Here is a 25,273-nt window from a genome sequence, read left to right as displayed (position 1 = left end):
GTTAATCCGAGGTGTCGGAAAAGTGTCCGCTCCGGGTCCGCGGGCGCCGTTCGGAAGGGTCGCCGAGCGGTGGTGCGGGTTCGGCGGTGTGCGTCCCGGGCTCACCTTGGCCTCCTCAACTGCGACTACTTAAGGCACTCTTGAGGTTACGGTTGGTGACTCACCAACCGTAGCGAACATGGCCAGTGACTACCCTTCGGCGTCGTGACCTATTTCGTCCATTGCGAAAAGTCCTCGGCCGTGGGAAGAGGCGGGCAGCCGGATACCCCCTGCGGGCCCAGCCGGATGGGCCGAATGGGCCACTGCGCGGGTGCGGTCACCTCCGGGAATCGCATTGTTCATCGAGTCAATTGGCAAAGCTTCCACAATGGCCGTCGAAGCCGTTAGATTCATCCCGGACGGTGGGGGAACGGAGAAAAACCGTCACACTGCGTGACTGGCGACAGAGTTCCCACCGTGCACGCGGATGGGACGCGCGGGAGAAGCGGAGAGGCAGACCATGGCGCTGGTCGAACGGCACGAGGAACTCGGCACACTCACCCGGCTCTACGCCGAGTGCGTCCGGGGCAGGGGCCAGGTCGCGCTCGTCAGCGGCGGTGTCGCCAGCGGCAAGACCGAACTGCTGCACACCTTCGCCGAGCACGTCGCCGCCGCGGGGGCCGTGCTGATGACCGCCACCGGCTCGCGGGCCGAGCGGACGCTGCGCTTCGGCGTGGTCCTGCAACTCGCGCAGAGCCCGGCGATCCCGGTCGAGCTGGCCGAGGACGCCACCCGCCGGGTCCGCGCCCAGCAGGCCGAGCCGGTCGAGGACCCGAACGCCCTCGGCCGCGCCGGGGCCCGGCTGCTCGACACCCTCTGCGCCACCCTGATCGAGCTGGCGAAGAAGCAGCCCGTGGTGATCGCCGTCGACGACGTGCAGTTCGCCGACGGCGCCTCGCTGGAGGCCCTGCTCTACTTACAGCGGCGGATGCGCTTCGGCCGCGTCCTGGTGGTGCTCACCGAGTGGGCCCAGCCCCGCCCCACCCAGGCCGTGTTCCGCGCCGAGGTCACCCGCCAACCCAACACCTCGCAGCTTCGGCTGTCCCCGCTGTCGGCCGAGGGCGTCGCCGACCTGCTCGCCGACCGGTTCGACCCGGCCACCGTCGCCGCCCTCGCCCCGGTGCACCACGCCATCAGCGGCGGCAACCCGCTGCTGGTCAACGCCCTCGCCGAGGACCACCGGGCCGCGCTGCGCGCCGGTGCCCGCGCCGGGGAGCCCGACGTCGCCGTGGGGCCGGAGTTCGCCGCGGGCGTGCTGGCCTGCCTGCACCGCGGGGAACCGGCGATGCGCCAGGTGGCCCGCGGGCTCGCCCTGCTCGGCGACGCCGCCACCCCGGCGCTGCTCGGCGCCCTGCTGGAGATGACCTCCGACGCCGCCGCGCAGGCGCTCGACGTGCTGGAGCTGGCCGGGCTGCTGGACGCGGGCCGCTTCCGGCACCCGGTGGCCAAGACCGCCGTGCTCGACGGCATGGCCACCGCCGACCGCGCCGACCTGCACCTGCGCGCCGCCCGGCTGCGGCTGCGCGACGGCGCCCAGGCCGCCGACGTGGCCGCGCACCTGACCGCCGCCGCCGACCTGGACGCCCCGGTCGAGGGCCAGTGGGCGGTGTCGGTGCTGCGCCACGCCGCCCAGGAGGACCTGGTCGCCGACCGGCTCGCCCCCGCGCTGCGCGGCCTGGAACTGGCCGCCCGGATCACCCGCGACGACGACGAGCGCGCCGACCTGATCACCCTGCTGCTGCGGGTGGAGTGGCGGCGCAACCCCTCCGCCGCCGCCCGCTACCTGGGTCCGCTGCGCGCCGCGCGCACCGCGGGCAGGCTGACCCCGCGCAACCGCCTGCACCTGGCCAAGTTCCTGCTCTGGTATGGCCACACCCGCGAGCTGTCGGAAACCCTGGCCGAGCTGTCCGGGTCCGCCGCGCACGCCCCGGCCACCGGCCAGGCCGGGTTGGCCCTGCGCTGGCTGGAGTTCCTGCACCCGACGGTGGTCCCCGCGGTGCCCGCGCCCCGGGTGGCCGGGGTGATCGCCGACCCGTGGTCGCGGGTGTCGGCGATGCTCGAACGCATCCGCGGCGGCGGCGCGCGCACCGAGATCGTCACCGCCGCCGAGCAGATCCTGCAGAGCTGCCGCCTCGGCGAGCAGACCCTCGGCTCGCAGCTCTCCGCGCTGGTGGCGCTGGTCCTGGCCGACCGCAACGACCGGGCCGCGTACTGGTGCGACGCGCTGCTGGCCGAGGCGACCGGCCGCGGCGCCGACACCTGGCTGGCCGTGCTGGGCGCGATCCGCGCCGAGGTGGCGCTGCGCCAGGGCGACCTGCCCGCCGCCGCCGAGCGCGCCCAGGCCGCCATCGACCTGCTGACCCCGCAGGGGTGGGGCGTGGCGATCGGCGTGCCGCTGTCGGTGCGGGTGGCCGCGGCCACCGCCATGGGCGAACACGAGCTCGCCGCCACCCTGCTGCGGACGCCGGTGCCGGAGGCCATGTTCCAGACCCAGTTCGGCCTGCGCTACCTGCACGCCCGCGCCGGGCACAACCTGGCCACCGGCCGCGCGCACGCCGCGCTCGCCGACCACCAGCGCTGCGGCGCGCTGATGGCGCACTGGGACCTGGACCTGCCGACCCTGGTGCCGTGGCGCGCAGGCGCCGCCGCCGCGCACCTGGCGCTGGGCAACCGGGACGCGGCCCGCGCGCTGATGGCCGAGCAACTGGCCCGGCCCGGCTGCGACGGCCCGCGCACCCGCGGCCAGTCGCTGCGCGTGCTGGCCGCCGCGGCCACCGCCGACCGGCGCACCGCGCTGCTGCTGGAGTCGGTGGAGGCGCTGCACGCGGGCGGCGACCGCTACGAACTCGCCCGGTCGCTGCTGGCGCTGAGCCACGCGCACAACGCCGCGGCCGACTGCGACAAGGCCCGCACGGTCGCCCGCCGCGCGGCCCAGCTTGCCAAGGGCTGCCAGGCGGAGCCGCTCACCCGCGAGCTGCTGCCGGGACGGGAGGCGGACGTGCCCGAACAGACCACGGACCGGCGGACGGCGGACACGGCGGTGCTCGACCTGCTCAGCGACGCCGAGCGCCGGGTCGCGGTGCTGGCCGCGCTCGGGCACACCAACCGCGAGATCGGCGGCAAGCTCTACATCACCGTCAGCACGGTGGAGCAGCACCTGACCCGGGTCTACCGGAAGCTGAACGTCAGCCGCCGCACCGACCTGCCCGCGGGCCTGCCGCAGCAGCTCCTCGCCTCCGCCGCGGCGGAGGAGAACTGAGCGGTAGGCCCGGTCGACACAGCCGATCGGCGGTGTCGACCGGCTGTGCCACCCCGCCGGGGCCGTGACCGCCGGGTGGGCCGGGAGTGACCCGGCCCACCCGGCGGCCCCTCAGTCGGCGGTCGCCAGGCTGTTCTCGATGTGCCGGGAGATGCGGTCGATGACCTGCGGCACCACGGCGTTGAGGTAGAAGTGCCCGCCGGGGAACACCTCCAGCGTGAACGGCCCGGTGGTGTGCTCGGCCCAGCGCGCCGCCTCCTCCGGGGTCACCTTCGGGTCGCTGTCACCCACCAGCGCCCGGATCGGCACCGACACCGACTGCCCCGGGGTGGGCCGGTAGGTCTCGGCGGCCTTGTAGTCGGCGCGGATCGACGGCAGCACCATGCGCAGCACCTCGTCGTCGTCGAGCAACTGCGACTCGGTCCCGTTGAGCCGCTTGATCTCCGCGATCAGCCCGTCGTCACCGCTGAGGTGCACCCGCTCGTCGCGCACCGCGTTCGGCGCCCGCCGCCCGGAGACGAACAACCCGGCCGGGACCACCCCCCTGGCCTCCAACCGGATCGCCAGCTCGTAGGCCAGCGAGGCGCCCATGCTGTGCCCGAACAGCGTCAGCGGCTTGTCCGCGAACGGGACCACCACGTCGACCAGCGCGTCCGCCAGCGCCTGCACGCTGTCGAGGCACGGCTCGTGCCGCCGGTCCTGCCGCCCCGGGTACTGCACCGCGAGCACCTCCACCCGGGGCGCCATCGCCCGCGACACCGGGAAGAAGTAGCTCGCCGAACCGCCCGCGTGCGGCAGGCACAGCAGGCGCGCGGCCGTGTCCGGGGACGGGTGGAACCTGCGCACCCACAGCTCGGTCGTGTCGGTCGCTGCCATGTCGGATCGGTGTCCCTCCGCCGTCCTGGAAAGTGCCGTTCGGGAAAGCCCGCGCTCCACCGGGAGCCGCTCCCATGGTGACCCGGAAGTCCGCCGCGGTGGGCGAACTGCCGCGGGCATGTTGGTGATCAGCGTCACCCGGCCCGTGCGGACCGCGCCCACCCCGGCCGACTGTTCCAGCGCGGGCGCGGGCCGACAACCCCCATGTCCACCCCTACCGCGGCACACGCGGTTGTCCTATCGGTACGAAGAACACGCCCGCCCGCGCGCCGGTAGGGGTGACCGCCGGTACCCCTAAAACCCCCTGACCGCCGGGTTTTCACCGACGTGCCGCAGGATGCGCGGTGTTGTCGAGCGAAGCTCGCCGGGTGCGGGGTGGTCACGGCTTCTCCGGACTTGCGGACCGGGAGTACATTTCCCAGGCCGTGCACCGCTCGCGGGGTGGAGGGAAGACCGGATGGCGCTGGTCGAACGCCGAACCGCCGGGACCGGTTTGGCGCGCGCGCTGGCCGAGAGCGCCGCGGGCGCGGGCCGCTTCGCCGCCGTCACCGGCGCACTCGCCTGCGGCAAGACCACGCTGCTCGCCGACTTCGCCGACCGCGCCCTGGAATCCGGCGCGCTGGTGCTGACCGCCACCGGCTCGCGCGGCGAACAGGACCTACCGCTCGGCGCGGTCCGCCAACTGGCGGCGGGCCTGCCGGACCCGTCCACGTCCCGCTTCGTCGAATCCACCCTCGCCGCCGCCGCCCGAGGCCCGGTCGTCCTCACCGTCGACGACGTGCAGCACGTGGACGCGGAATCGCTCAACGTCCTCACCGCGCTGCGCGGCCGCTCGGCCGCCGCCCCGGTCCTGGTCGTCCTGGCCGAACGCGAACCGGTCTCCGGCACCGACCTGGTCCGCACCGCCGACCACCGGGTCCGCCTGGCACCCCTGTCCGCCACCGGCGTGGCGGAGCTGATCGCCCGCAGCACCGGAGCACCCCCCGACCGCGCCCACGTGGCGGCCCACCACCGGATCAGCGGCGGCAACCCGGTCCTCCTGCACGCCCTCCTCGCCGACGCCCCCGCCGAACCCGGCCACGGCACGGCATTCCGCCAGGCCGTCCTGTCCTGCCTGCACCGCTGGGACGACGGCGTCCCCGACCTGGCCAAGGCGGCGGCGGTCCTCGGCAACCAGGCCCTCCCCGGCCTCATCGCCGACCTGGCGGGCACCACCAGGTCAGCGGTGGCGACCATGACCGGAGCCCTGACCTCGGCGGGCCTCATGTCCGGCGGCCGCATCGCCCGCACCGCCGTGCGGGAAGCGGTCCTGGGCGCCCTCACCGGAGAAGAACGAGCGGACCTGCACCACCGAGCCGCCGCCCTCCTGCACGACCGGGGCGCCTGCCCCACCGAAGTCGCGCACCACCTGGTCGCCGCAGGCCGCACCGACCACCCCTGGGCCACCGACGTCCTGCACACCGCAGCAGCCACCGACGACGGCCCCTTCGCCGTCCGCTGCCTGGAACTGGCCCTCCCGACCTCCCCCACCCCCCAACGAACCGCCGACGCCCTGGCCGCCGCCGAATGGCGCTACAACCCCGTCCCCCGCCCCGACACCACCTTCCCCGAATCCCCCACCGCAGCCCCCACCGCCCGCCCTGCTGCCGCCAGCCCCGCCCCCACTGCCCCCACCACTGCTGCCCTTGCCGCCACCGCTGACGGCAGAACCGTGGCCAGTGCCGCTGGCGGCCCTGCCCCCGCCGCCAGCGGCCCTGCCCCCGCCGCCAGCGGCGCCGCTGTCTCTGCGGTCGGCTCGGCCGCTGCCACCGCCGCTGGTCCTGCTGCTGCCGCTGGTCCTGCCGCCGCTGCCGCTGGTGGTGGCCCTGCTGCGGCTGGTCCTGCCACCGCCGCCTGCCCCAGCACCCCCACCGACCTCGCCACCAGTGGTTCCACCGCAGGCGGTCTCGTCGGTTCCGCCGGTGGTTCCGCCACCTCCACCGATCGCTTCGCCTGCTCCGCCGGTCCCGCCTCTGCCGATCCCGCCTCAGGCGGCCCCGGTCGTCCTTCCGGTGATCCCGCCGCCCGCCCCACTCGCGACGCGACCACCCCCGCCGCCGACGCAGGCGGCTCCCACGGCCCGGCTTCCCGCGCCGAAGACGCGGCAGGCCGGACCACCCGCCCCGGCGGCGACCTCCACCGCGTGGCGGACCCCGCCCACCCCGCCCACCCCGCCCACCACGGCTTCGCCGATCCCGTCGTCGCTGCCCGGCACGGGCTCTGGCACGCCGATCCGGACACCGCCGCCGCCCTACTGGCCGCTGCCCGCCGTGCCGATCCTCGGGTGGGCGCCGAGCTGACCCTCGCCGACGACTGGCTGCGCGGTCCCCGCCGTCCTCGGCCCGTTCCGGAGCCCGTGCGGGCCGTCGACCGCTGGCAGCGCTCTGCCGCCGCGCTGCTGCCGGGGCTGCTCGCGGGTGCGCTCCCGGATGTGGTCCGGGACGCGGAGCGGGTGCTCCGCGGTTGTCCCCTCACCGACCACACGCTCGAGGTGCTCGCGGGGGCGCTCGCCGCCCTCGTGCACGCCGATCGGGTGGACCTGGCTGCTCGATGGGGTGATGACCTGCTCGGGCGGGCGCGGGAACGGGGGGCCACCACGTGGTCGGCCGTGCTCGGTGCGGCGCGTGCGGAGATCTCGCTGCGCCAAGGTGCGCTGCGGGTGGCGCGGTCCACGGCCGAGGAGAGCCTGCGGATGCTCCCCGACCGCTCCTGGGGGATTCTGGTGGCGTTGCCGCTGGCGACGATGCTCAGCGCGGAGACCGCGCTCGGCGTCACCCCGAGCGCGGCGCTGCGCCACGTCCTGCCGGAATCGACCTACGACACCGTCTTCGGCGTCCGCTACCTGTACGCCCGTGGGATGCGCCACCTGGCCACCGACCGGGTGCTGGCCGCCGTGGCGGACTTGGAGGAGTGCGGGCGGCGGATGACCGGTTGGGGCCTCGACCTGCCGTCCCTCGCTCCCTGGCGCACCGGTCTGGCCGCCGCGCACCTCCGCGCGGGCAGGGTCCGCGCCGCCGCCCTGCTGGCCGACGAGCAGTTGGCCCTGCCCGCCGCCGCCAGCCGCTACACCCGGGCGCTGGCCCTGCGGGTGCTGGCGCGCAGTCGGGGAGCGGGCCTGCTGCACCAGGCGGCCGAGGAGTTCCGGGCCGCGGGGGATCGCTACGCCGCCGCGGTGTCCCTGGCGGAGTTGAGCCGCACCCTCACCGAGGGCGGTGACCCCGCCGAGGCCCGCCGGGTGGCCAGGAGCGCCACCGACGAGGCCAAGCTGTGCGGGGTGACCGACCTGGTCGACCGCGTCCTGCGGCACCGCCCCGCCGCCCACCCCGAACCCACCGACGCGGCCTTCGCCGACCTCAGCGAGGCCGAGCAGCGGGTTGCCACCCTCGCCGCCCTCGGCCACACCAACAAGGAGATCGCCGACCGCCTGCACGTCACGGTGAGCACGGTCGAGCAGCACCTCACCCGCGTCTACCGCAAGCTCGGCGTCCGCCGCCGGGGCGACCTGCCCGCCCGGCTGGCCACCGGCCGCCCCGCCTGACACCGACCGCCCGGCTGGCCACCGGCTGCCCCGGCTGGCAACTGGCTGCTCCGGCTGGCCACCGCCCGCCCGGTTGGCCACCGGCTGCCCTAGCTGGCTACCGGCTGCCCCAGCTAGCCCGGTTGGCCACCGACTGCCCCGCCTGACACCGGCCGCCCGGTTGGCCGCTGGCTGCCCCGGCTGGCAACTGGCTGCTCCGCCTGACACCGGCCGCTTGGCTGGCTACCGGCTGCCCCAGCTAGCCCGGTTGGCCACCGACTGCTCCGCCTGGCACTGGCTGCTCCGCCTGGCACCGGTGGAGCGCCACGATCACCCCAGCATCCCCAGCACCCGTTCCCCCACCGCGTTGGCCACAGTGGACACGAAAGACGTCAGGTACAGGTGGCCCCCGGAGAACAGTTGCAACTCGAAGGCCCCCGAGGTGACGGACTGCCAGGTGGCGACCTCCTCGGCCCGCGCCACCGGGTCCTCGTCGCCGACCATGCCCACCACCGGCGCACCCACCCGCGCGTCGCCCCACCGGTAGGTCGCCGCCGCCGAGAGGTCCGCGTGTGCCGTCCCGGAGGACTCGGCCGACTCCGCCACCCGGTGCCGCGGCGGTCCCGGCGCACCCGAGACGAACAGCACCAGCGGCGGCCGGTGCAGCCGCAGGGCCGTCTCGAAGGCGACCACCGCCCCCATCCCGTGCCCGAACAGCGCCACCGGCAGGTCCGACCCGGCGGCCCCGGCAATCCCGTCGGCCAACTCCTGCACCGTCCGCGCGGGCGCCTCGCCCCGGCGGTCCCGGCGGCCCGGGTACTGCGCCCCCAGGACCTCCACCGGGTGCGACACCGCGCGGGCGAAGGACAGGTAGAACAGGGCGTCGGCGCCCGCGGGCGGGAGGCAGACGACCCTGGCCGCCGGGCGGTCGCAGGCGCGCAGGCGGCGCAGCCAGGAATCCCCCGGTCCACTCATCGGCTGCCCGACTCCCTTTCCCCCGACGCTCGGCCCAAGGTGCCACCCCGGTTCGGCGGGGCTCAACCCCTAGGGTGGCGCCGGGTGCCCGGTCGCGGCGAAAGCCGGGGATCAGGGGTTCGGATAGGGGCATAACCCGAGTGTTGTCCCCGGCTCGGGTGGGCGCTGACCTCAACGATCGCCGGGTCGGGCATTTGAACTGACCCCGCTTTTTGTCACCGGGAACGCAAAAAGGCGGTATCCGAACAATCACACACAGCATTCGCTCTTTGCGTGAGCGAACAACGTGGAAAAAACCGCCCCGGGGCCGCCCGAAAACGATGGCGGCCGGGGATGATGGTGGATGTCGGAATGAGGGGTGGGGGACATGGTGCTCGGTCGGGTGGTGGTCGGGTCGGTGGTGGCCGCCCTGCTCGGCGGGTGCGCCGCGGGGGCCTCGCAGGTGCCCACGGTGACCGCGGCGGGGCGGCCGACGGAGGCGCCCGCGGCGACCCGGACCCTCGACCTGGCCAAGGCCGTCGACCCGTGCGCGGTGGTGCCGAAGAGCATCCCGCTGGGCCTCGGCGTCTACGGACCCGGCCAGCCGCACGGCGGCGAGGCGGGGACCACGAGGTTCTGCGTGTGGGCCGACCGGGTGGAGTGGCCCCGGATCAGCGTCGGCTTCAGCGGCAACGACCCGCTGGCCGCCGCGTACCAGGACTCGTCGCGGCCCGGCGCCGACGGGACCGGGCTGCGGTGGAAGCTGTTCGAGCAGATCAGCGTCGACGGCCAGCCCGCCCTGGTGCGCGCGCAGCGGACCGACGGCACCGTGCTGTGCGAGGTGGTCGTCGGCGCCGGGGACGGCGGGGGCGTCGTCGTGGCCGCAGGCGCCAGCGGGGCCAACGACACCGGGGGCCAGTGCCAGACCGCCGTGTCGGTCGCCGAACAGGTCGTCACCGCACTGCGCTGACCCTTCTGCGGCCGACCTCCCGGCGGCTGACCTTTTCCCGGCAATGGTGCCCGCCGCGTGGACGGCATTTCCGCATTTGTTCCGCTCCGGGTTCTTGTCATCCCGAGCACAAGATCCGGTACTGTCCGATTGGAGCGCTTCGGCGTCGTGGCCCCACGTGCGGGCCCCCGGACGCGACCCCAGGAGGACTCCCACATGTTCAAGCGGATGCTCTCGGCCTTCGGCGTCGGCGGCCCGTCGGTGGACACCGTGCTCGACTCGCCGCACGTCTACCCCGGGCAGGCCGTCACCGGCCAGGTGCGGGTGCAGGGCGGCAGCGCGCGCGCCGAGATCGACCGGATCGTGCTGTCGCTGATCACCAGGGTGGAGGTCGAGCACGGGGACCACGAGGGCGTGGGCACCGGCGAACTCCTGCGGGTGGTCGTGGCCGACCGCCTGGTCATCCCGGAGAACCAGCGGGTGGACGTGCCGTTCCGGGTCGAACTGCCGTGGGAGGCGCCGATCACCGCCGTCTCCGGCTCCCCGCTGCCGAGGATGTCGGTCGGCCTGCGCACCGAACTGGTCATCGCGGGCGCCCCGGACAAGGGCGACCTGGACCCGGTCGAGGTGCACCCCCTGCCGTCGCAGGACCGGGTGCTCGACGCCTTCGGCGCCCTGGGCTTCCAGTTCAGCAGCGCCGACGTGGAGGCCGGGGTGCTGCACGGGGTGCCGCAACAGCTCGGCTTCTTCCAGGAGATCGAGTTCTACCCCCCGCGCGAGGCGGCGGGCCGGATCAACCAGGTCGAGCTGACCTTCGTGGCCACCCCGCACGAGCTGTACGTGGTGCTGGAGGCCGACAAGCGCGGCGGCCTCTTCCGCTCCGGCGGCGACGCCTTCGGCCACTTCCGGATGACCCACCAGGAAGCGGAACGCACCGACTGGACCCCCATCGTGGGCGACTGGCTCACCCAGGTCGCCGGTCGCGGCGGCCACTCCGCCTTCGGCCACCACCAGGACCACGGGTACCACCAGGACCACGGCCACTACGGCGACCCGCACCGACGCGGCCCCGGCATGGGCGGCATCGTCGGCGGCGCGGCAGCGGGCATCGTCGGCGGCATGGTCCTCGGCGAGGTCTTCGAAGAGGTCTTCGACGACGAGTGAGGGCCCACCAGCCACCACCCACCCGGACCCATCGGCGAAGCGACAACCGGCCACCCCACAAACCGGCGGCCCGGCTACGCCACTACCCGGGTGGGTGGATGCGGTTGCCTAGCCGACCACCCCCGAAACCGCCGGCCCGGCTACGGCCCTGCCCGGGTGGGTGGATGTGTTTGGCCGGGGGTGGCGATCATGTGACAGCCTGCCTGGGCGGTGGGGCATCTTTTCAGCCCCACCCGGTCACACTGGAGCACATGATCGCCGTAGGGGCCCCGGCCGAACACATCCACCCAGCCGGGCACCCCCACCAAAACCCCGGGCTCCAAAACAGCCCGGCCTAGTACGGCTCGCCGAGGCACGCCCGGATCGCGGCCCGGTCCACCCACCCCAGGTGTGCCTCGGCAAGCGCACCGCGGAAGCTGAACCGGTGGATCTGCCGCCACCGCGCCACCCGCCCGTCCCGCCCGCTCTGGGCGAGGTTGGGTGCCCGGTAGGTGCCGGTCAGTTCCAGGTGCACCTCGACGGTGTCCTTCCCGCAGTCGCGGATGAACGGCACCCGGGCGTACAGGTCCGGCATGGATCGCCGGATCGCGAGCACGGCCGCTTCCAGGCCGCGCACGCCGTCGTCGAACAGTCGGGTGCCGGAACCGTCGCGGATGCCGGGGTGGGCGAAGTCCGCGACGACCGCGAGGTCTCCCTCGTTCAGTGCTTCCCGGACGAACGCCTCGGTGATGGCGAACCGGGTCGCGGTGTCGGTGGCGGTGAGGGTGGCGGTCATCGTTCTCCCGGATCGTGGTGTTGCGGACCCGGTGGGGGAGCGGCGAGTGCGTCGAGTGTAAGTGCCGGGTCCGCGCCGACGCGAGCCAGGCCGCGGGCACGTCCCCCGGTCGAGATCCCCCACGGCCCAACCGGTGCGCCGCGAACGGGTTGTCCGGTGTGGACAACCCGGTGCGCGCGGTGGGGCTGTCGAGCCCGCTCCGGGGACGCGGCCGGTCGGGTCGAACCGGCCCGGCGGTACCCCGGTCGCGAGCGCGCCACCGCGCCGGAGGGGCCGGCCGGGGCGTTCGGCGAGTCCGCTTGTTCGCTCCCTGTCGAACCGCGGGCGGCGCACCGCCGCGGTTCGCTGCCCGCGGCCGTGCGCCGTCACCCGGTCGGCGGCGTGCCGGGGTGGCCCGGCGTGCGGTGCCGGGACCGGACCCGGGCGACCGGGGGAGTTCGATGCGATCAGTGGGTGACAAACGGGCCGCAAACGGGCCGTGGAGTGCCGCTGTTGGCTTACCCTGGGGGAATAGAGTCGATCACATGCGGGGTGGTGGCGCCGGTGGAGCTTCGCGTGGACGAGTTGGTCGGCAAGACCATCCGACGGGTGCGGCGGGTGCACTACGTCGACCCAAGCGGTGAGCCGGACACGGGGTCCGGGTTCATCGAGCTGAGCGCCGACGACGGGTTCGTCGCCCTCTTCGACTCCGGTGCCGACGGCGAGTCCATCCGGGTCGAGGCCAGGGAGTGGGTCGACCCGTTCACCGAGCCGCTGACCGACGAGAACCGCGAGTTCGTCCGCAGGCACGGCAAGTGGACGGTCTTCGACCGCTCCGCGGCGGCCGGGTACGCCCAGGTCGTGGGCAACACGGTGGTCGCCGTACACCTCACCCGCGCCGCGGAGAAGGTCGTCGGCCTCGACATCGTGCTGGACCGGTGCTTCGTGTCGCTGGAGGTCCGGGCGGACGAGCTGCGGGTCCTCATCTCCGTCCTGTGACCCGGCGGTGGACCGGGTGGTCACCCCGGGTGATCGCGTGGCCGGATTGTGACTGGGAACTCCACGTTTCAACTACTCAGTGATACTGTCCTTAGCCTAACCTAAGCCCGCTCGGTCCGGTCGGAGTGCGGGAGGTGGCATGGCGCAGGTGACCACCCGGCGGTCCGGCCACCTCTCCCTGGGGCTGCTGCTGGCCGCCGCGCTGCTGATCGCGGTGGCCGTGGCGAGCGTGTTCACCGGGGCCAAACCGATCCCGGCGGGCACGGTCGTGGACGCGCTGCTGCGCTTCGACCCGACCGACAACGACCACCTGTTCGTGCGGGCCGAACGGGTGCCGCGCACGCTGGTGGGCCTGCTCGTCGGCGCCGCGCTCGGCGTCGCGGGGGCGGTCATGCAGGCGGTGGCGCGCAACCCGCTGGCCGACCCGGGGGTGCTCGGCGTCAACGCGGGCGCGGCGCTGTTCGTGGTCATCGGCATCAACCTGTTCGGCATCACCGCGCTCACCGGCTACGTGTGGTTCGGCTTCGCGGGCGCGCTGGTCGCCTCCCTGCTGGTCTACGGGGTGGGGGCGATGGGGCGCGAGGGGGCCACGCCGATCAAGCTGGCCCTGTCCGGGGCCGCCACCAACGCCGCCTTCGTCTCGCTGACCACCGCTGTGCTGCTGACCGACTCCGACACCTTCGACCAGTTCCGCTTCTGGCAGGTCGGCGCCCTGTCCGGGCGCTCCATGGCGGTCTTCTGGCAGTCGCTGCCGTTCATCGCGCTCGGGTTGGTGGTCGCCCTCGGTGCCGCCCGCTCGCTGAACACCCTGTCCCTGGGTGACGACCTGGCCCGCTCGCTCGGCCAGGACGTCACCCGCACGCGCGTCGTCGCCGGGCTCGCGGTGGTGCTGCTGTGCGGGGCGGCCACGGCGAGCGTGGGACCGATCGCCTTCGTCGGGCTGGCGGTGCCGCTGCTCGCCCGCGCCGTCACCGGGCCCGACCACCGCTGGCTGCTGCCGTACTCGATGGTGCTGGCCCCGGTCCTGGTGGTCGGCGCGGACGTCGTCGGCCGGGTCGTCGCCCGGCCCGGTGAGCTGCAGGTCGGCATCCTCACCGCGGTCATCGGGGCGCCGGTGTTCATCGCCATCGTGCGCGGCCGGAAGGTGGCCGGGCTGTGACGACACCACCGACGGGCGCGGCCCCTGTCGGAGCCCCCGCGGGCCCGCGGACGCGGCTCGGTGCGCCGAGTGCCGGGTGCTCCCGCGTCGGGGTGGGGGCGTGATGGCGGTGTCGGCGGGGAGTGCGGCGATCGCGGCCGGTCGGGGGCGGGCGCGGCGGCGGTTCGCGGCGGTGGCCGGGGCGCTGGGGTTGCTGCTCGTCGTGTTCTTCGGCGTGGCGCTCACCTGGGGGCGGGGGTACGTGCCGCTGCCGGACGTGCTGTCCACTCTGGTCGGTCTGGGGAGCCGGAGCACCGACTACGTCATCCTCGACCTGAAATTGCCCCGGGCGTTGGCGGCCGTGCTGGTGGGGTTCGCCTTCGGCGTGTCCGGGGCGATCTTCCAGAGCCTGCTGGGCAACCCGCTGGCCAGCCCGGACGTCATCGGCATCAACACCGGGGCCAGCGCCGCGGCCGTGCTGGGCATCGTCGCGTTCGGACTCAGCGGCACCGCCGTCTCGGTCGTCGCCCTGGCGGGCGCGCTGCTGACCGCGGCCCTGATGTACGCGCTGACCTGGCGCGGCGGCATCTCCGGCTCCCGGCTGGTGCTGGTCGGCATCGGCGTCGCGGCGATCCTGCTGAGCGTCGTGTCGTACCTGATGACGCGGTCGCGGGTGGCCACCGCGCAGGACGCCCTGGTGTGGCTGACCGGCAGCCTCAACGGTCGCAACTGGACGCAGGTGGTGCCGCTGTCGGTGCTGCTCGCGGTGCTGCTGCCCGCCGTGGCGGTGCTCGCCCGCACCCTCGGCCTGCTGCGCCTGGGCGACGACGCCGCCCGCGGCCTCGGGGTCGCGGTGGAACCCGCCCGGCTCGCCCTGCTGGGCTGCGCGGTCGCCCTCGCCGGGGCGGGCACCGCGGCGGCCGGGCCGGTGGCGTTCGTGGCGCTGCTCGCCGCCCCCATCGGACGGCGGCTGACCCGCGACGGTGGTCCGGCGCTGGTGGCGTCCGGGCTGGTCGGCGCGGCCGTGGTGCTGGTCGCCGACTTCGCCGCGCAGAACCTGCCCGGCCTGCCGCAGTACCCGGTGGGGGTGCTGACCGGCGCGGTCGGCGCCCCCTACCTGCTCCTGCTGCTGGCCAGGGCCAACCGGACCGGGAAGGGCGGATGATGACGGCCGAGCACACCCTGCGCACCGACGCGCTGCGGCTGGCCTACGACCGCCGCGAGGTGGTCAAGGGGTTGACCGTGGCGATCCCACCGGGCCGGGTCACCATGGTCGTCGGCCCGAACGCCTGCGGGAAGTCCACCCTGCTGCGCGGCCTCGCCCGGCTGCTCACCCCCGCCTCCGGCACGGTCCACCTGGACGACCGCGAGCTGCACACCATCCCCAGCCGGGAACTGGCCACGGTGCTGGGCATCCTCCCGCAGACCCCGGTCGCCCCCGAGGGCATCACCGTCGCGGACCTGGTCGGCCGGGGCCGCTACCCGCACCAGGGCTGGTTCCGCCGCTGGACCGCCGAGGACGACGCCGCAGTCGCCGAGGCGCTGGCCGCCACGGACACCCTGGAGGTGGCGGGCCGCCCGGTGGAGGAGCTGTCGGGCGGGCAGCGCCAGCGGGTGTGGATCGCGATGGCCCTGGCCCAGCGCACCGACCTGCTGCTGCTCGACGAGCCCACCACCTACCTCGACATCACCCACCAGGTCGAGGTGCTCGACCTGCTCACCGACCTCAACCGCACCCAGGGCACCACGGTCGTCGTGGTGCTGCACGACCTGAACCTGGCCTGCCGCTACGCCGACCACCTCATCGCCATGCGCGCCGGGGAGATCGTCGCCCAGGGCAGCCCGACCGAGGTGGTGACCGAGGAGGTCATCGAGCGCGTGTTCGGACTCCGCGCGCACGTCGTGCCGGACCCGGTGTCCGCCACTCCGATGGTCGTCCCCATCGGCCGCCACCACTGCGCAGAACAAGGAGAACCCCAGTGATCAGACGCATCGCCGCCGTGCTGGCCGCCGCAGGCCTGGCCCTCGCGGGCTGCGGCCAGGTGGAGGAGCCCGGCGACAACACCACCGCCCAGGCGGGCCCCACCGTGCAGACCCGCTTCGGCCCGGTCACCGTCCCCGCCAACCCCACCAAGGTCATCGCCCTGGGCTGGTCCGACGCCGAAACCGCCCTGGCCCTGGGCGTGCAACCGATCGCCGCCAGCGACTGGCTCGCCTTCGGCGGCGAGGGCGTGGGACCGTGGGCGGCGGGCAGGTACACCACCCCACCCAAGATCCTGCCCACGCTGGAGCTGGACTACCCCACCATCGCCCAACTCCAACCGGACCTGATCCTCAACACCCGCTCGGACAACTCCGAGGAGAAGTACCGGGAACTCAGCAAGATCGCCCCCACCGTCTCCTCACCGGCGGGCGTGGTCGCCTACGGAACCACCTGGCGCCAACAAATGGACCTGGTTTCCCAGGCCCTGGGCAAGGTCGAAGAGGGCAAACGCCTCACCACCGAGGTCGACAACGCCTTCACCAAGGCCAAGACCGACCACCCCACCCTCACCGGCAAGACGGTCGCGGTGGGTGCCCACTACTCCGACAAGTACAGCGCCTACGTCCGAGGCGATTCCCGAGTGGACTTCCTGGAAAGCCTGGGCCTCACCAACAAACCCGAAGTCCAAGCCCTGGCAGGCGAAAGCTTCGCCGTGGACCTCTCCCGAGAACAAATCGAACTCCTCAGCGCCGACCTGACCGTCGTCTTCCCCATCGGCACCGACGGCACACCACTGCGCAACGACCAGGTCCTCAACCAGATCCCCTCGGCAAAGGCAGGCCACCTGGTCATCCTGGACGACAAGACCCTGGTGAACGCCTTCTCCAGCGGCTCCACCCTGGGCACCCTCTACGCCATCGACAAGGCCACCCCCCTCTTCGCCACCACCCTCGGCACCTGACCCACCCGGCCCGGCTCACCCCACCCGGCCTGGCTCACCCCACCTGGCCTGGCCTGGCCCGGCTCAGCCGGTCCGGCCCACCCGGTCCGGCCCACCCGGGCCGGGCCAGCCTGGCCCGGCTGGCGCGCCAGCCCAGTTCGCCTCCTTGACCAGCCAAGCGGGCTTGGCCTGGGGATCTGTCTCAAAGACAGTCGCCCACCCCGAGAACCGGCGACCCGGCTACGGACATGCCCGGGTGGGTGGATGTGTTTGGCCGGGGGTGGCGATCATGTGACAGCCTGCCTGGGCGGTGGGGCATCTTTTCAGCCCCACCCGGTCACACTGGAGCACATGATCGCCATAGGGGCCCCGGCCAAACACATCCACCCAGCCGGGCACCACCCACAAACAACCGAGCTTTCAACCAGATTCGGCCCAGCCCCAGCCCCAGTACTCAGCCCTGGTGCTCAGTCCCGACCCGACCACGAGCAGCAGCAGGCCCCAACCGCCACGCCAGAAACAGAACCGTCGACTTGACCACAGCGGTCATCAACGCCCCGGTCCCCGGCACCAGCGGCCGGAAAGACGCCGACCAGGTCAGTTCCGTCCCCCCGTCCGCAGCGGGCCGGAACTCGACCGCCGCCTCGTAGTCGCGCACCGGGATGTTGCGGCCCAGCATGCGGTAGGACAACCGCGACGGCGGGTGCAGTTCGGTGATCCGCTCCCGGATCAGCACCGGCCACATCCCGGCGACCCGGACCGAGTCCACGTCCCCGGTGCCCTCGGCCCACCGGGAGGTCATGATCACCGGCCGCGCCCAGGACGACCAGTGCGCGGCGTCGGCCAGTACCGCGAACACCCGCTCGGGGGGTGCGGTGTACTTCCGCCGGATCACGTACCCGTGCTGCCGTGCCATCGCCGTCCACCCTCGTCGTCGAGAACCGGTGGTCAGCAGAGCACGGCCGCGACCACCCGGACAAGGTGAGGGGGAGAACAGCGCGTGGATTCGCAAAAGCCGATCACGTGGGTGACAACGCTCAACCGGCCTCCCGCTCGGCGCTCAGCAGCCGTTGCTTCGCGGCGGCACCGAACACGTACTCGCCGGGGGAACCGTCGGAGCGGACGACCCGGTGGCAGGGGATGACCAGCGGCACCGGGTTGTTGCCCACCGCCGTCCCCACCGCGCGCACGGCCTTGGGGCGGCCGATCTGCGCGGCGATCCAGCCGTACGGGCGGGTCTGCCCGCGCGGGATCTGCCGGGTGGCCCGCAGTACCTCGCGCTCGAACTCGGTCAGGGTGTGCAGGTCCACCGGCAGCTCCGCCGGGGGGTTGCCGTCGAGGGCCGCGCGCAGGCCCGGGGGCTCCCGGTCGGTGCGGCGCAGTGGTCGACCGAAGCGGGTGTGGAAGGAGGTGGCGAAATCGCCGGACGCGGTGCGGTCGGGCAGGCCCACCACCCGCACGTAGCTGATCCCCCGGACGGAGAAGGCGATGTCGATCTCGCCGATCGGGCCCGGGACCCGGGTCCAGTCGGCGAACAGGGAATCGGTGAGGTCGGTGGCGGGTGCCGCGACCAGTTCGGCGAGGCCCTTGAGTACCGCGTCGTGGTTCACAGCTTCTCCTTTCGACGTCCGGGTTCGGTGTAGAGCGACCGCAGCGTCGCCAGCCCGCGGGCGGTGTGCGACTTGACGGTGTTCTCCGGGAGCCGCAACACCTCGGCCGCTTCGGCCACCGGCAGCCCGACCACGTGCCGCAGCACCACGGCGAGCCGTTGCCGCTCGGGCAGTTCGGCCAGCAGGTTGGCCAGTTCGCGGCTGGTCTCCCCGCGCTCGAACACTTCCGCCGCGCCCGGGCCCAGCGGCTCGGCCGAGATCCCGGTGGGCGAGACCGCCAACGCCGACGCCAGGGGCGCCTGCCGCGGGCGCCGGGCCGCCGTGCGCACCAGGTTGCGCCAGGTGTTGAGCAGGATCGTCAACAACCACGGCCGCACCCGCAGTGCCGCGATCCGCTCCCCGTCGTAGCCCACCAGCGCCCGGTAGGCCCGCAGGAACGTCTCGGCGGACAGGTCCTCGGCGTCGGAGCTGCCGAGTTGCGCGCAGAGCCGGACCGCCACCGAGTACACGTCGCGCTGGTACCGGCGCACCACCTCCTCGAATCCCCGGTCGCGGTCCGCGAGCAGGAGCGGGACCAGGTCGGGGTCGGCGGGGACCTCGCCTGGTGGGGCGTTCGGCAGGACTGCCGTGGGGGTGGGAACGATGTCCATACCCTTGAGAACACCGGTTTTCGGCATCGGTTGCACTTCAATCGACCTGTTCGACCCGGCCGTCCACGTGCCGGGCGAACCGGCCCCGCTCGCGGCCGTGGGTGGGCGCCTGGTCCGGCCACGGCCAGCCGCCGAACCGGGAGTCCTGGAAGTCGCGCAGCGCCTGGTGGATCTCCGCTTCGGTGTTCATCACGAACGGCCCGTACCTGGCCACCGGTTCGCCGATCGGCCGCCCCTGCAGCAGCAGCGCGTCGACCGGGGTCGACCCCGCGGTCAGCGCGACCGGCACCGACGCGTCGAGCACCACGCCGGTGTCGTCGCCCACCGACGTGTCCGCGACCCGGAGCCGGTCGCCCCCGAACACGTACAGCACCCGGCCGGTCTCCCGCCCCGCCGCCGCGGGCAGTTCCCAGGACGCTCCGGCGTCGAGCCGGAGGTGCCAGATGGCCAGGTCGGCGTCGGGGCGGGCGGCCCAGGAGTTCGGTGGTGGCTGCGGTGGCTCCGCCGCGCCGAGCGCGCCCGCGATGACCGTCACCACCACGCCGTCGGCTGGGCGGTGGCGGGGCACGTCGTCGTCCCAGAACATGGTGAAGTACGGGTCCACCAGCTTGTCCGAGGCGGGCAGGTTCAGCCAGATCTGGAACAGGTGCAGCGGGTTGGGCCCGTCCCGCTGCAGCAGCGGGAACATCTCCGCGTGCACGATCCCGCGCCCGGCGGTGAGCCACTGCACGTCGCCCCGGCCGAAGCGGGCCGCGGCGCCGAGGGAGTCGCTGTGGTCGATGTGGCCCTCGCGGACGTAGGTGACCGTCTCGAAGCCGCGGTGCGGGTGGCCGGGGAAGCCCGGGACCTCCAGCCCGTGGTACATCGACCAGCCGTCCAGGCCGGAGAAGTCCTGCCCCAGGTCCCGGTCGTCGATCGGCACGGCGGGGGCCATGCGGTCGTCGCCCGGTGGGTAGGCGTCGTCGTGGTGCGCGCAGAACAGGAACGGGTCGAGCGTGGGCCACTGCGATCCCAGTGGGACGGTCTGCAGAACGGGGCTTTCCATGGCTCCCAGGCTAGGCCGAAAGCCCGATCGTCGCGTTCAGTTGTCCACAGGCTTGCGCGCGACCGCGATGTCGCGGGTGATCGCCTGGTCGACGCGGTGTTCGAAGCCCCGGTACGGCCCGTCGTCGAGCGGCTGCAACCCCGCCGAGGCCAACGCGTCGAGCACCGACTCGCGGCTGGCGACGACGTTGTTCCAGGAGATGCCCAGCGCCCCGCCCGCCCGCAGCAGCCGCGCCCAGCCGGGTGCCGCCGCCGAGATCAGCTCCAGCGGGCTGCGGTCCAGCGGCCGCGGCCCGGCCGCGCGCGACCCGTGCCGGACCCCGTACGGCGCGTCGCCGACGACCACGTCGAACGTCCCGGCGCGGAAGAACTCCCCGGCCTTCACCGTGTCCGCGTTGACGTAGCCCAGGTCCAGCGCGTCGCCCGCCTTGTAGCTCTCGCGGTCCACGCCGATCGAGGCCTTGAGCTGCCGCCCGACGTTCTGCTTCTCGCGCCGGATGCGCGCCACCTCGGCGGTGTGCTTGACCCGCTTGCGCTTGAGCCAGGTCTGCAGGAACGTCGAGTACGCGTCGAAGTCCTGCTGGTCCAGGTCGATCCCGGCGGCGTGCCACCCGTACATGAGCGCCTGGTTGAGCGTCGTCCCCCGCCCGCACACCGGGTCCAGCACGCGCAGCCGCCGGTCGAGCATGTCCGGGGCCGCGGTCGAGGACAGCACGGTCACGTTCAGCAGCAGCTTGGTGAAGTGCTCGTTCGTCTTGCCCGAGTACTTCTGGATGGTCAGCAGGTCGTCGTCGAACCTGTCCAGCCGCCGCAGCTCCACCGGCTCGAGCAGGCCCCCGTCGCGGACCGCGAAGAGGGCGAAGGCCGAGGACAGGTTCGCCAGGAACTCCGCGTCGCGCTCGTCCAGGGCATCGGCGCGGAACCCGACGTAGCGCACGCCCGCGAGGTCGGTCTCGGCGATGTCGGTGAGCCGCCCGCCGAGGACGGCCCGGTTGACCACCTCCAGTTCCGCGGTGGTCAGCGCCACCGAGGCCTCGGCGTAGACGCGGTTCGCGGCTGGCTGCACAAGCAGCGCGTACTGGGTCATGGCTCCCGCTGATCAGGTCGGAGAAGTGCTGGTCAGGGGCAGTTTAAAGCATCCCGGTAGCCGACAAGGACAACTGTCTTGACAAATAAAGTTGTCGGTGCGAGGGTTCTCCCATGCACGAGGTGGCAGTGATCGAAGACCCGGCCGCGGCCGAGGTCACGCTCGACCCGGTGCGCGCCGGTCTGCTGGCCGCGCTCGTCGAACCCGGCTCGGCCAGCACGCTGGCCGCGGCGGTCGGCCTGCCGCGGCAGAAGGTCAACTACCACCTGCGCGCCCTGGAGAAGCACGGCCTGGTCGAGCTGGTCGAGGAGCGCCGCAAGGGCAACTGCACGGAGCGGGTCATGCGGGCCAGCGCGGCCTCGTACGTGATCTCGCCCAGCGCGCTGGCCGCGGTCGCCCCCGACCCGGACCGGTCGCCGGACCAGCTCTCCGCCCGCTGGCTGATGGCCCTGGCCGCCCGGCTCGTCCGGGAACTGGGGCGGCTCATCGCCGGGGCGAACGCCGCCGACCGGCGGCTGGCCACCTACGCCGCCGACGCCAGGGTCACCTTCGCCTCCGCCGCCGACCGGGCGGCCTTCGCGGGCGAGTTGCAGGGCGCGGTGGCGGACCTGGTCCGCCGCTACCACAGCGAGAACGCGCCGAACGGGCGCGAGCACCGCTTCATCGTGGCGCTGCACCCGGCCATCACCCGAGACTTCAGCACGGAAGCCAAGGAGAAGTGAGAATGTCGAAGAACTTCGAGATCGAGCGCGAGGTCGTCCTCAGCGCCACCCCGGAGCAGGTCTTCGCGGCGGTCACCGACGGTCTCGGCGGCTGGCTGTTCCCCGGTTCGCCGCCCCCGGCCGACGGCACCCCGGACGAGTCCGGCACCCGCGCGCTGGTCTGGGACGCCCCGAACCACCTGCACACCCGGACCGACGGCGAGGACGGCTGGTTCAACGCCCTGGAGCACGTCATCGAGGCCCGCGACGGCGGCACGACCGTCGTCCGCTACGTCCACAGCGGGGTCTTCGCCGACGACTGGGACACCCAGTTCGACGCGGCGGGCAAGCACACGGACTTCTACCTGCACTCGCTCGGGCAGTACCTGGAGCACTTCGCGGGCAGGCCGGTCACCTACGTCGCCGCCCCCGGCACCGAGGCCTCGCAGTTCCCCGGCGCCGTCGACAAGTTGCACGCCGCCCTGGGGCTCACGGCGAACAGCGAGCCGGGCGACAAGATCACCCTGGACGTCCCCGGTCTGGCGCCGGTCGAGGGCGAGGTGGACTACCTCGACGGCCAGTTCGTCGGCATCCGCACCACCGACTCGCTGCTGCGCTTCTACGCCCGCGAGCCGTGGGGGATGCCGGTCGCCGCCGCGCACCACGTCTTCGCCGAGGACGCCGACGCCGAGGCCATCACCAAGGCCTGGAACGCCTGGCTGGACGGGGTGTACGCCTGATGAGCACCACCGGCACCACCGCTCTGCGCGCCCGCCTGACCGGACCGGCGGTGTCCGGCGCCGTCCTCTCCGCGGTGCGGGTCGTCGTCGGGTTCCTGTTCCTCTGCCACGGGTTGCAGGGCTTCGGCCTGTTCGGCGGCGTCGACACGATGGGCATGGCGGTGCCGGTCGGCTCCTGGCCCGGCTGGTACGCCAGTGTGATCGGCGTCGTCGGCGGGGCACTGGTGCTCGTCGGCCTGTTCACCCGGCCCGCCGCGCTGGTCTGCTCCGGGGCGATGGCCTACGCGTACTTCACCGTGCACCAGCCCCTGGCGGTGCTGTCGTTGCAGAACATGGGCGAGCAGGCGGTGCTGTTCTGCTGGGTGTTCCTGCTGATCGCCGCGCTGGGCCCCGGCCCGTTCGCGCTCTCGGCGCTGCGGCGGCGCTGAGGGCGGGTGCCTGTGGCACGGTGGGGGCATGAGCTGGAACGGCGAGGACTACCAACGGCGGTTCGACGCGCTGGCGGCCACCGGCACCGACGTGCACGGTGAGGCCACCTTCGTCCGCGCCTTCGACCCGTCCACCGTCCTGGACGCGGGCTGCGGCACCGGGCGCGTCGCCGTCGAGTTGGCCCGACACGGCATCGAGGTCACCGGCACCGACGTCGACGGGTCGATGCTCGCCACCGCGGCCCGCCTCGGCCCCGGCATCGAGTGGGTCCCCGCCGACCTCACCACCCTCGACCTCGGGCGGGTGTTCGACGTGGTGGTCATGGCGGGCAACGTCCCCCTCTTCACCCCGCCGGGCACGCAGGCCGCGCTGGTGGCGGGGGTCGCACGGCACGTGCGCCCCGGCGGGGTGCTGATCGCGGGCTTCTCCCTGGACCGCGGCTACGGCACCGCCAACTACGACGCGCACGCGGCGGCCGCCGGGCTCGTCCTCGACTCCCGGTTCGCCACCTGGTCCCGCGACCCGTTCGAGGGCGGCGACTACGCGGTGTCGGTGCACCGGGCGGCTTGACCGGGGGAACGCGGTCAGAGCAGGGAGCGGGCGTGGGCCGTGGCCGCGGCGATGTCCTGGCGGACGACGGGCCCGTGGCCGGGCAGGACCACGTTCGCGTCCACGGCCGCCAGGGTGTCCAGGGCGGCGACGGTCTGCGCCTGGTCGTGGCTGAAGAACGGGCGCAGGAGTTGGGGGCCGTCCGCCGACGAGGTGGGGTGGGCGGTGACCAGGGTGTCGCCGGTGATGATCGCGCCCGCGGCGGGCAGGTGGTAGGCGCAGTGGCCGCTGGTGTGGCCCGGGGTGGGGACGGGGACGGGCGCGCCCGGCACGTCCAGCGGGTCCGGGAACGGTGTGGCGGTGGGGACCTTGATGTCCTTCAACGCCCCCGCGCGGACCAGGTAGAGGGTCCAGGGCAGGAAACCCGGGCGCCAGAGGTTGGTGAGGACGTCGACGGGGGTGGCCTGCTGGAGGAACTCGCGGCGGGCGTGGCGGGCCTCGGGTTCGGTGCCGTGCACGGGAACCGGCACCTCGGCGAGCAACCGGGGGAGACCGCCGATGTGGTCGACGTGGGCGTGGGTGAGCAGCACCGCCGCGATCTGCTCCAGCCGGAAGCCGATGCTCTGCACCGAGTGCCGCAGCGCCGGGAAGTCGGCCGGGTAGCCGCTGTCGACCAGGGTGAGCGCGTCGCCCTCGGTCAGCAGGGTCCAGTTGACGTGGGTGCTCTCGACGAAGTGGACGCCGTCGGCGACCTGCGTCACGGTCGGTGCGGTCACGGTGGTTCCTTTCGGTATCCTGAAAAGGATTCGGGAAGCCACTCTAACGATCAACGCCGTCCCGGGTTACGGTCGTCGTGATCACAGGTCCACCCGGGAACTTCCCACTGGCCTTCGTGGACATTCCGGAGAACCCGTTTGCCGCAGGTGGAACGGTTCAGTCGGATACCGGCGGTGACGCACCCCGGCCCATGGCGCACCCAGGGTAGTCGCCGCTGCTCCGAATGGGGTAAGCGCAGTTTCTCTCAGGCTCGTCTCAGCTTGTGACATCGATTGACACCCCCCGGCCGGGATGGCGATGCTCTCCGGCATGCGCTCCTCACTCCCCCTGGTCTGGCGGCTCCACGTCGACCTGTGCCTGCAGTCCAGCGCGCTCTGATCAGTCCGAGTAGGACTGTCCACTTCCGTTAGACCCCAAGTACTCCCGCGGCCATGCCGTGTGGACTCCCGACGCGTGCCCTGAGCGGGTCGGGAACTGCCGCGCGCCCGAATCCGGGCGCGCGGACCCGCATCGAACACGGAGACAGTCATGTCCTCGAAATCACAACGATGGCGCAAGGGCCTGGTCGGTCTGCTGACCGGCGTCCTCGCCGTCGGCGCCGTCACCTACAGCGGTGAGAACAGCGCCGCCTACGCCGATGTCCAGACGACCACCGCCAGCTTGGTGGCCTCGGACGGCAAGTCCTACTGGGTCAAGAACCACCTCGTCGGCGACGCCGCGAACCGCTCCGCCGCCGCGGAGGGCAAGCGCAAGGAGTGGCTGCTGGTCTGGGCCGGTGACGAGAACATCGCCGACACCCTGGTCAAGGACCTCAAGAACCTGCCGGGCTCGCTCGCCGGTGGGCTCAGCAAGATCACCAACGCGCTGCCCGGCCCGGACTTCCTGGCCGTCATCGACGCCACCGAGGGCTCGCCGACCTACGGCCACGTGGTCAACACCGCCACCGTCGGCCCGCTGGTGGAGAACGAGCCGCACCACATGCAGTACGTGTGGAACTCGCCAAGCTTCTAGCAACCGAAATAGCTTGGGGCACTTGATAAGCACGTCCAATAACAGTGTTTCAAGCTGAGTGTG

22 protein-coding genes and 1 pseudogene are annotated in these 25,273 nt (G+C 73.2%); 14 read left to right on the top strand and 9 right to left on the bottom strand.

All coding sequences use genetic code 11. The features are described from left to right. Positions 1-466: 466 nt before the first annotated feature. Positions 467-3,298, top strand: coding sequence for an ATP-binding protein (locus DFQ13_RS31895; protein ID WP_110082498.1), 2,832 nt, complete (start codon positions 467-469; stop codon positions 3,296-3,298). A 111-nt stretch (positions 3,299-3,409) separates the two neighbouring features. Here the strand turns inward: DFQ13_RS31895 and DFQ13_RS31890 are convergent, their stop codons facing one another. Beyond that, positions 3,410-4,174: a thioesterase II family protein gene (locus tag DFQ13_RS31890; RefSeq protein ID WP_110082497.1), complete on the bottom strand. Its 765-nt coding sequence runs from the start codon at positions 4,172-4,174 to the stop codon at positions 3,410-3,412. A 457-nt stretch (positions 4,175-4,631) separates the two neighbouring features. On the opposite strand from DFQ13_RS31890, the gene DFQ13_RS35730 reads away from it, so the two are divergent. Beyond that, positions 4,632-7,751, top strand: a complete 3,120-nt coding sequence (locus DFQ13_RS35730; protein WP_110082496.1) for a helix-turn-helix transcriptional regulator — start codon at positions 4,632-4,634, stop codon at positions 7,749-7,751. A gap of 309 nt (positions 7,752-8,060) precedes the next feature. Here DFQ13_RS35730 and DFQ13_RS31880 read toward each other — a convergent pair whose 3' ends face one another. Further along, entirely contained in the window at positions 8,061-8,705 is a 645-nt protein-coding gene (locus DFQ13_RS31880; protein WP_052022106.1) for a thioesterase II family protein, read from the bottom strand. Positions 8,706-9,072: 367 nt separating this feature from the next. Between DFQ13_RS31880 and DFQ13_RS31875 the strand changes: the two genes are divergently transcribed. Continuing rightward, positions 9,073-9,654 (top strand): DUF3558 family protein, encoded by a 582-nt coding sequence (locus tag DFQ13_RS31875; RefSeq protein ID WP_035290678.1) that lies wholly within the window; start codon positions 9,073-9,075, stop codon positions 9,652-9,654. Between the two features lie 195 nt (positions 9,655-9,849). Beyond that, positions 9,850-10,797: a sporulation protein gene (locus DFQ13_RS31870; protein ID WP_110082494.1), complete on the top strand. Its 948-nt coding sequence runs from the start codon at positions 9,850-9,852 to the stop codon at positions 10,795-10,797. Positions 10,798-11,131: 334 nt separating this feature from the next. Here the strand turns inward: DFQ13_RS31870 and DFQ13_RS31865 are convergent, their stop codons facing one another. Then, complete coding sequence (locus DFQ13_RS31865) at positions 11,132-11,572, bottom strand: ester cyclase (protein WP_035287157.1); 441 nt, start codon at positions 11,570-11,572, stop codon at positions 11,132-11,134. Positions 11,573-12,127: 555 nt separating this feature from the next. On the opposite strand from DFQ13_RS31865, the gene DFQ13_RS31860 reads away from it, so the two are divergent. From DFQ13_RS31860 to DFQ13_RS31840, 5 genes are all read left to right on the top strand, one after another. After that, complete coding sequence (locus DFQ13_RS31860; protein WP_035287160.1) at positions 12,128-12,550, top strand: hypothetical protein; 423 nt, start codon at positions 12,128-12,130, stop codon at positions 12,548-12,550. 139 nt (positions 12,551-12,689) lie between these two features. Continuing rightward, positions 12,690-13,709, top strand: coding sequence for a FecCD family ABC transporter permease (locus tag DFQ13_RS31855; protein ID WP_110082493.1), 1,020 nt, complete (start codon positions 12,690-12,692; stop codon positions 13,707-13,709). Positions 13,710-13,812: 103 nt separating this feature from the next. Beyond that, positions 13,813-14,853 (top strand): FecCD family ABC transporter permease, encoded by a 1,041-nt coding sequence (locus DFQ13_RS31850; protein WP_110082492.1) that lies wholly within the window; start codon positions 13,813-13,815, stop codon positions 14,851-14,853. Then, positions 14,853-15,671 carry an ABC transporter ATP-binding protein gene (locus tag DFQ13_RS31845; protein ID WP_035287167.1) on the top strand — a complete coding sequence of 273 codons (819 nt, stop codon included), beginning with the start codon at positions 14,853-14,855 and terminating at the stop codon, positions 15,669-15,671. Before DFQ13_RS31850 ends, DFQ13_RS31845 begins: the two co-directional genes overlap by 1 nt. Then, positions 15,668-16,633 (top strand): iron-siderophore ABC transporter substrate-binding protein, encoded by a 966-nt coding sequence (locus DFQ13_RS31840; protein WP_110082491.1) that lies wholly within the window; start codon positions 15,668-15,670, stop codon positions 16,631-16,633. The genes DFQ13_RS31845 and DFQ13_RS31840 overlap by 4 nt, the downstream gene beginning before the upstream one ends. Before the next feature lie 433 nt (positions 16,634-17,066). Here the strand turns inward: DFQ13_RS31840 and DFQ13_RS31835 are convergent, their stop codons facing one another. The 5 genes from DFQ13_RS31835 to DFQ13_RS31815 all read right to left on the bottom strand — a co-directional run bounded on the left by DFQ13_RS31835 (position 17,067) and on the right by DFQ13_RS31815 (position 21,003). After that, positions 17,067-17,528 carry an SRPBCC family protein gene (locus tag DFQ13_RS31835; RefSeq protein WP_110082490.1) on the bottom strand — a complete coding sequence of 154 codons (462 nt, stop codon included), beginning with the start codon at positions 17,526-17,528 and terminating at the stop codon, positions 17,067-17,069. A gap of 121 nt (positions 17,529-17,649) precedes the next feature. Beyond that, positions 17,650-18,222, bottom strand: coding sequence for a methylated-DNA--[protein]-cysteine S-methyltransferase (locus tag DFQ13_RS31830; RefSeq protein WP_110082489.1), 573 nt, complete (start codon positions 18,220-18,222; stop codon positions 17,650-17,652). Continuing rightward, complete coding sequence (locus tag DFQ13_RS31825; RefSeq protein WP_110082488.1) at positions 18,219-18,872, bottom strand: RNA polymerase sigma factor; 654 nt, start codon at positions 18,870-18,872, stop codon at positions 18,219-18,221. Before DFQ13_RS31825 ends, DFQ13_RS31830 begins: the two co-directional genes overlap by 4 nt. A gap of 37 nt (positions 18,873-18,909) precedes the next feature. Further along, the gene (locus tag DFQ13_RS31820; protein ID WP_110082487.1) at positions 18,910-19,917 is read right to left on the bottom strand and encodes a pirin family protein; all 1,008 of its coding nucleotides are present in this window, start codon (positions 19,915-19,917) and stop codon (positions 18,910-18,912) included. Between the two features lie 36 nt (positions 19,918-19,953). Beyond that, the gene (locus DFQ13_RS31815) at positions 19,954-21,003 is read right to left on the bottom strand and encodes a TRM11 family SAM-dependent methyltransferase (RefSeq protein WP_110082486.1); all 1,050 of its coding nucleotides are present in this window, start codon (positions 21,001-21,003) and stop codon (positions 19,954-19,956) included. Positions 21,004-21,116: 113 nt separating this feature from the next. On the opposite strand from DFQ13_RS31815, the gene DFQ13_RS31810 reads away from it, so the two are divergent. From DFQ13_RS31810 to DFQ13_RS31795, 4 genes are read left to right on the top strand one after another with little or no spacing between them, the layout of a single operon-like run. After that, positions 21,117-21,725 (top strand): ArsR/SmtB family transcription factor, encoded by a 609-nt coding sequence (locus DFQ13_RS31810; RefSeq protein WP_110082485.1) that lies wholly within the window; start codon positions 21,117-21,119, stop codon positions 21,723-21,725. Positions 21,726-21,727: 2 nt separating this feature from the next. After that, positions 21,728-22,444: an SRPBCC family protein gene (locus DFQ13_RS31805; RefSeq protein ID WP_110082484.1), complete on the top strand. Its 717-nt coding sequence runs from the start codon at positions 21,728-21,730 to the stop codon at positions 22,442-22,444. Next, positions 22,444-22,872, top strand: coding sequence for a DoxX family protein (locus DFQ13_RS31800; protein WP_110082483.1), 429 nt, complete (start codon positions 22,444-22,446; stop codon positions 22,870-22,872). The genes DFQ13_RS31805 and DFQ13_RS31800 overlap by 1 nt, the downstream gene beginning before the upstream one ends. Positions 22,873-22,900: 28 nt before the next feature. Continuing rightward, positions 22,901-23,443, top strand: a complete 543-nt coding sequence (locus tag DFQ13_RS31795) for a class I SAM-dependent methyltransferase (RefSeq protein ID WP_110082482.1) — start codon at positions 22,901-22,903, stop codon at positions 23,441-23,443. Positions 23,444-23,457: 14 nt separating this feature from the next. Here DFQ13_RS31795 and DFQ13_RS31790 read toward each other — a convergent pair whose 3' ends face one another. Then, the gene (locus DFQ13_RS31790; protein ID WP_219994722.1) at positions 23,458-24,198 is read right to left on the bottom strand and encodes an MBL fold metallo-hydrolase; all 741 of its coding nucleotides are present in this window, start codon (positions 24,196-24,198) and stop codon (positions 23,458-23,460) included. 529 nt (positions 24,199-24,727) lie between these two features. Here DFQ13_RS31790 and DFQ13_RS31785 point away from each other — a divergent pair. After that, positions 24,728-25,195: pseudogene (locus DFQ13_RS31785) on the top strand (hypothetical protein); the annotation flags it as partial. Positions 25,196-25,273: the final 78 nt, after the last annotated feature.

Source organism: Actinokineospora spheciospongiae, assembly GCF_003182415.1.
GTDB lineage: Bacteria > Actinomycetota > Actinomycetes > Mycobacteriales > Pseudonocardiaceae > Actinokineospora > Actinokineospora spheciospongiae.
This window is presented reverse-complemented; position numbering and strand designations above follow the sequence as displayed.

Excerpts from the sequence above, each read along its gene's own strand:
- DFQ13_RS31810 (WP_110082485.1), top strand. The coding sequence starts at position 21,117 with ATGCACGAGGTGGCAGTGATCGAAGACCCGGCCGCGGCCGAGGTCACG.
- DFQ13_RS31795 (WP_110082482.1), top strand. The coding sequence starts at position 22,901 with ATGAGCTGGAACGGCGAGGACTACCAACGGCGGTTCGACGCGCTGGCG.
- DFQ13_RS31875 (WP_035290678.1), top strand. The coding sequence starts at position 9,073 with ATGGTGCTCGGTCGGGTGGTGGTCGGGTCGGTGGTGGCCGCCCTGCTC.
- DFQ13_RS31895 (WP_110082498.1), top strand. The coding sequence starts at position 467 with ATGGGACGCGCGGGAGAAGCGGAGAGGCAGACCATGGCGCTGGTCGAA.
- DFQ13_RS31800 (WP_110082483.1), top strand. The coding sequence starts at position 22,444 with ATGAGCACCACCGGCACCACCGCTCTGCGCGCCCGCCTGACCGGACCG.
- DFQ13_RS31815 (WP_110082486.1), bottom strand. The coding sequence starts at position 21,003 with ATGACCCAGTACGCGCTGCTTGTGCAGCCAGCCGCGAACCGCGTCTAC.
- DFQ13_RS31870 (WP_110082494.1), top strand. The coding sequence starts at position 9,850 with ATGTTCAAGCGGATGCTCTCGGCCTTCGGCGTCGGCGGCCCGTCGGTG.
- DFQ13_RS31890 (WP_110082497.1), bottom strand. The coding sequence starts at position 4,174 with ATGGCAGCGACCGACACGACCGAGCTGTGGGTGCGCAGGTTCCACCCG.
- DFQ13_RS31825 (WP_110082488.1), bottom strand. The coding sequence starts at position 18,872 with ATGGACATCGTTCCCACCCCCACGGCAGTCCTGCCGAACGCCCCACCA.
- DFQ13_RS31820 (WP_110082487.1), bottom strand. The coding sequence starts at position 19,917 with ATGGAAAGCCCCGTTCTGCAGACCGTCCCACTGGGATCGCAGTGGCCC.
- DFQ13_RS31850 (WP_110082492.1), top strand. The coding sequence starts at position 13,813 with ATGGCGGTGTCGGCGGGGAGTGCGGCGATCGCGGCCGGTCGGGGGCGG.
- DFQ13_RS31835 (WP_110082490.1), bottom strand. The coding sequence starts at position 17,528 with ATGGCACGGCAGCACGGGTACGTGATCCGGCGGAAGTACACCGCACCC.
- DFQ13_RS31855 (WP_110082493.1), top strand. The coding sequence starts at position 12,690 with ATGGCGCAGGTGACCACCCGGCGGTCCGGCCACCTCTCCCTGGGGCTG.
- DFQ13_RS31880 (WP_052022106.1), bottom strand. The coding sequence starts at position 8,705 with ATGAGTGGACCGGGGGATTCCTGGCTGCGCCGCCTGCGCGCCTGCGAC.
- DFQ13_RS31845 (WP_035287167.1), top strand. The coding sequence starts at position 14,853 with ATGACGGCCGAGCACACCCTGCGCACCGACGCGCTGCGGCTGGCCTAC.
- DFQ13_RS31865 (WP_035287157.1), bottom strand. The coding sequence starts at position 11,572 with ATGACCGCCACCCTCACCGCCACCGACACCGCGACCCGGTTCGCCATC.
- DFQ13_RS31805 (WP_110082484.1), top strand. The coding sequence starts at position 21,728 with ATGTCGAAGAACTTCGAGATCGAGCGCGAGGTCGTCCTCAGCGCCACC.
- DFQ13_RS35730 (WP_110082496.1), top strand. The coding sequence starts at position 4,632 with ATGGCGCTGGTCGAACGCCGAACCGCCGGGACCGGTTTGGCGCGCGCG.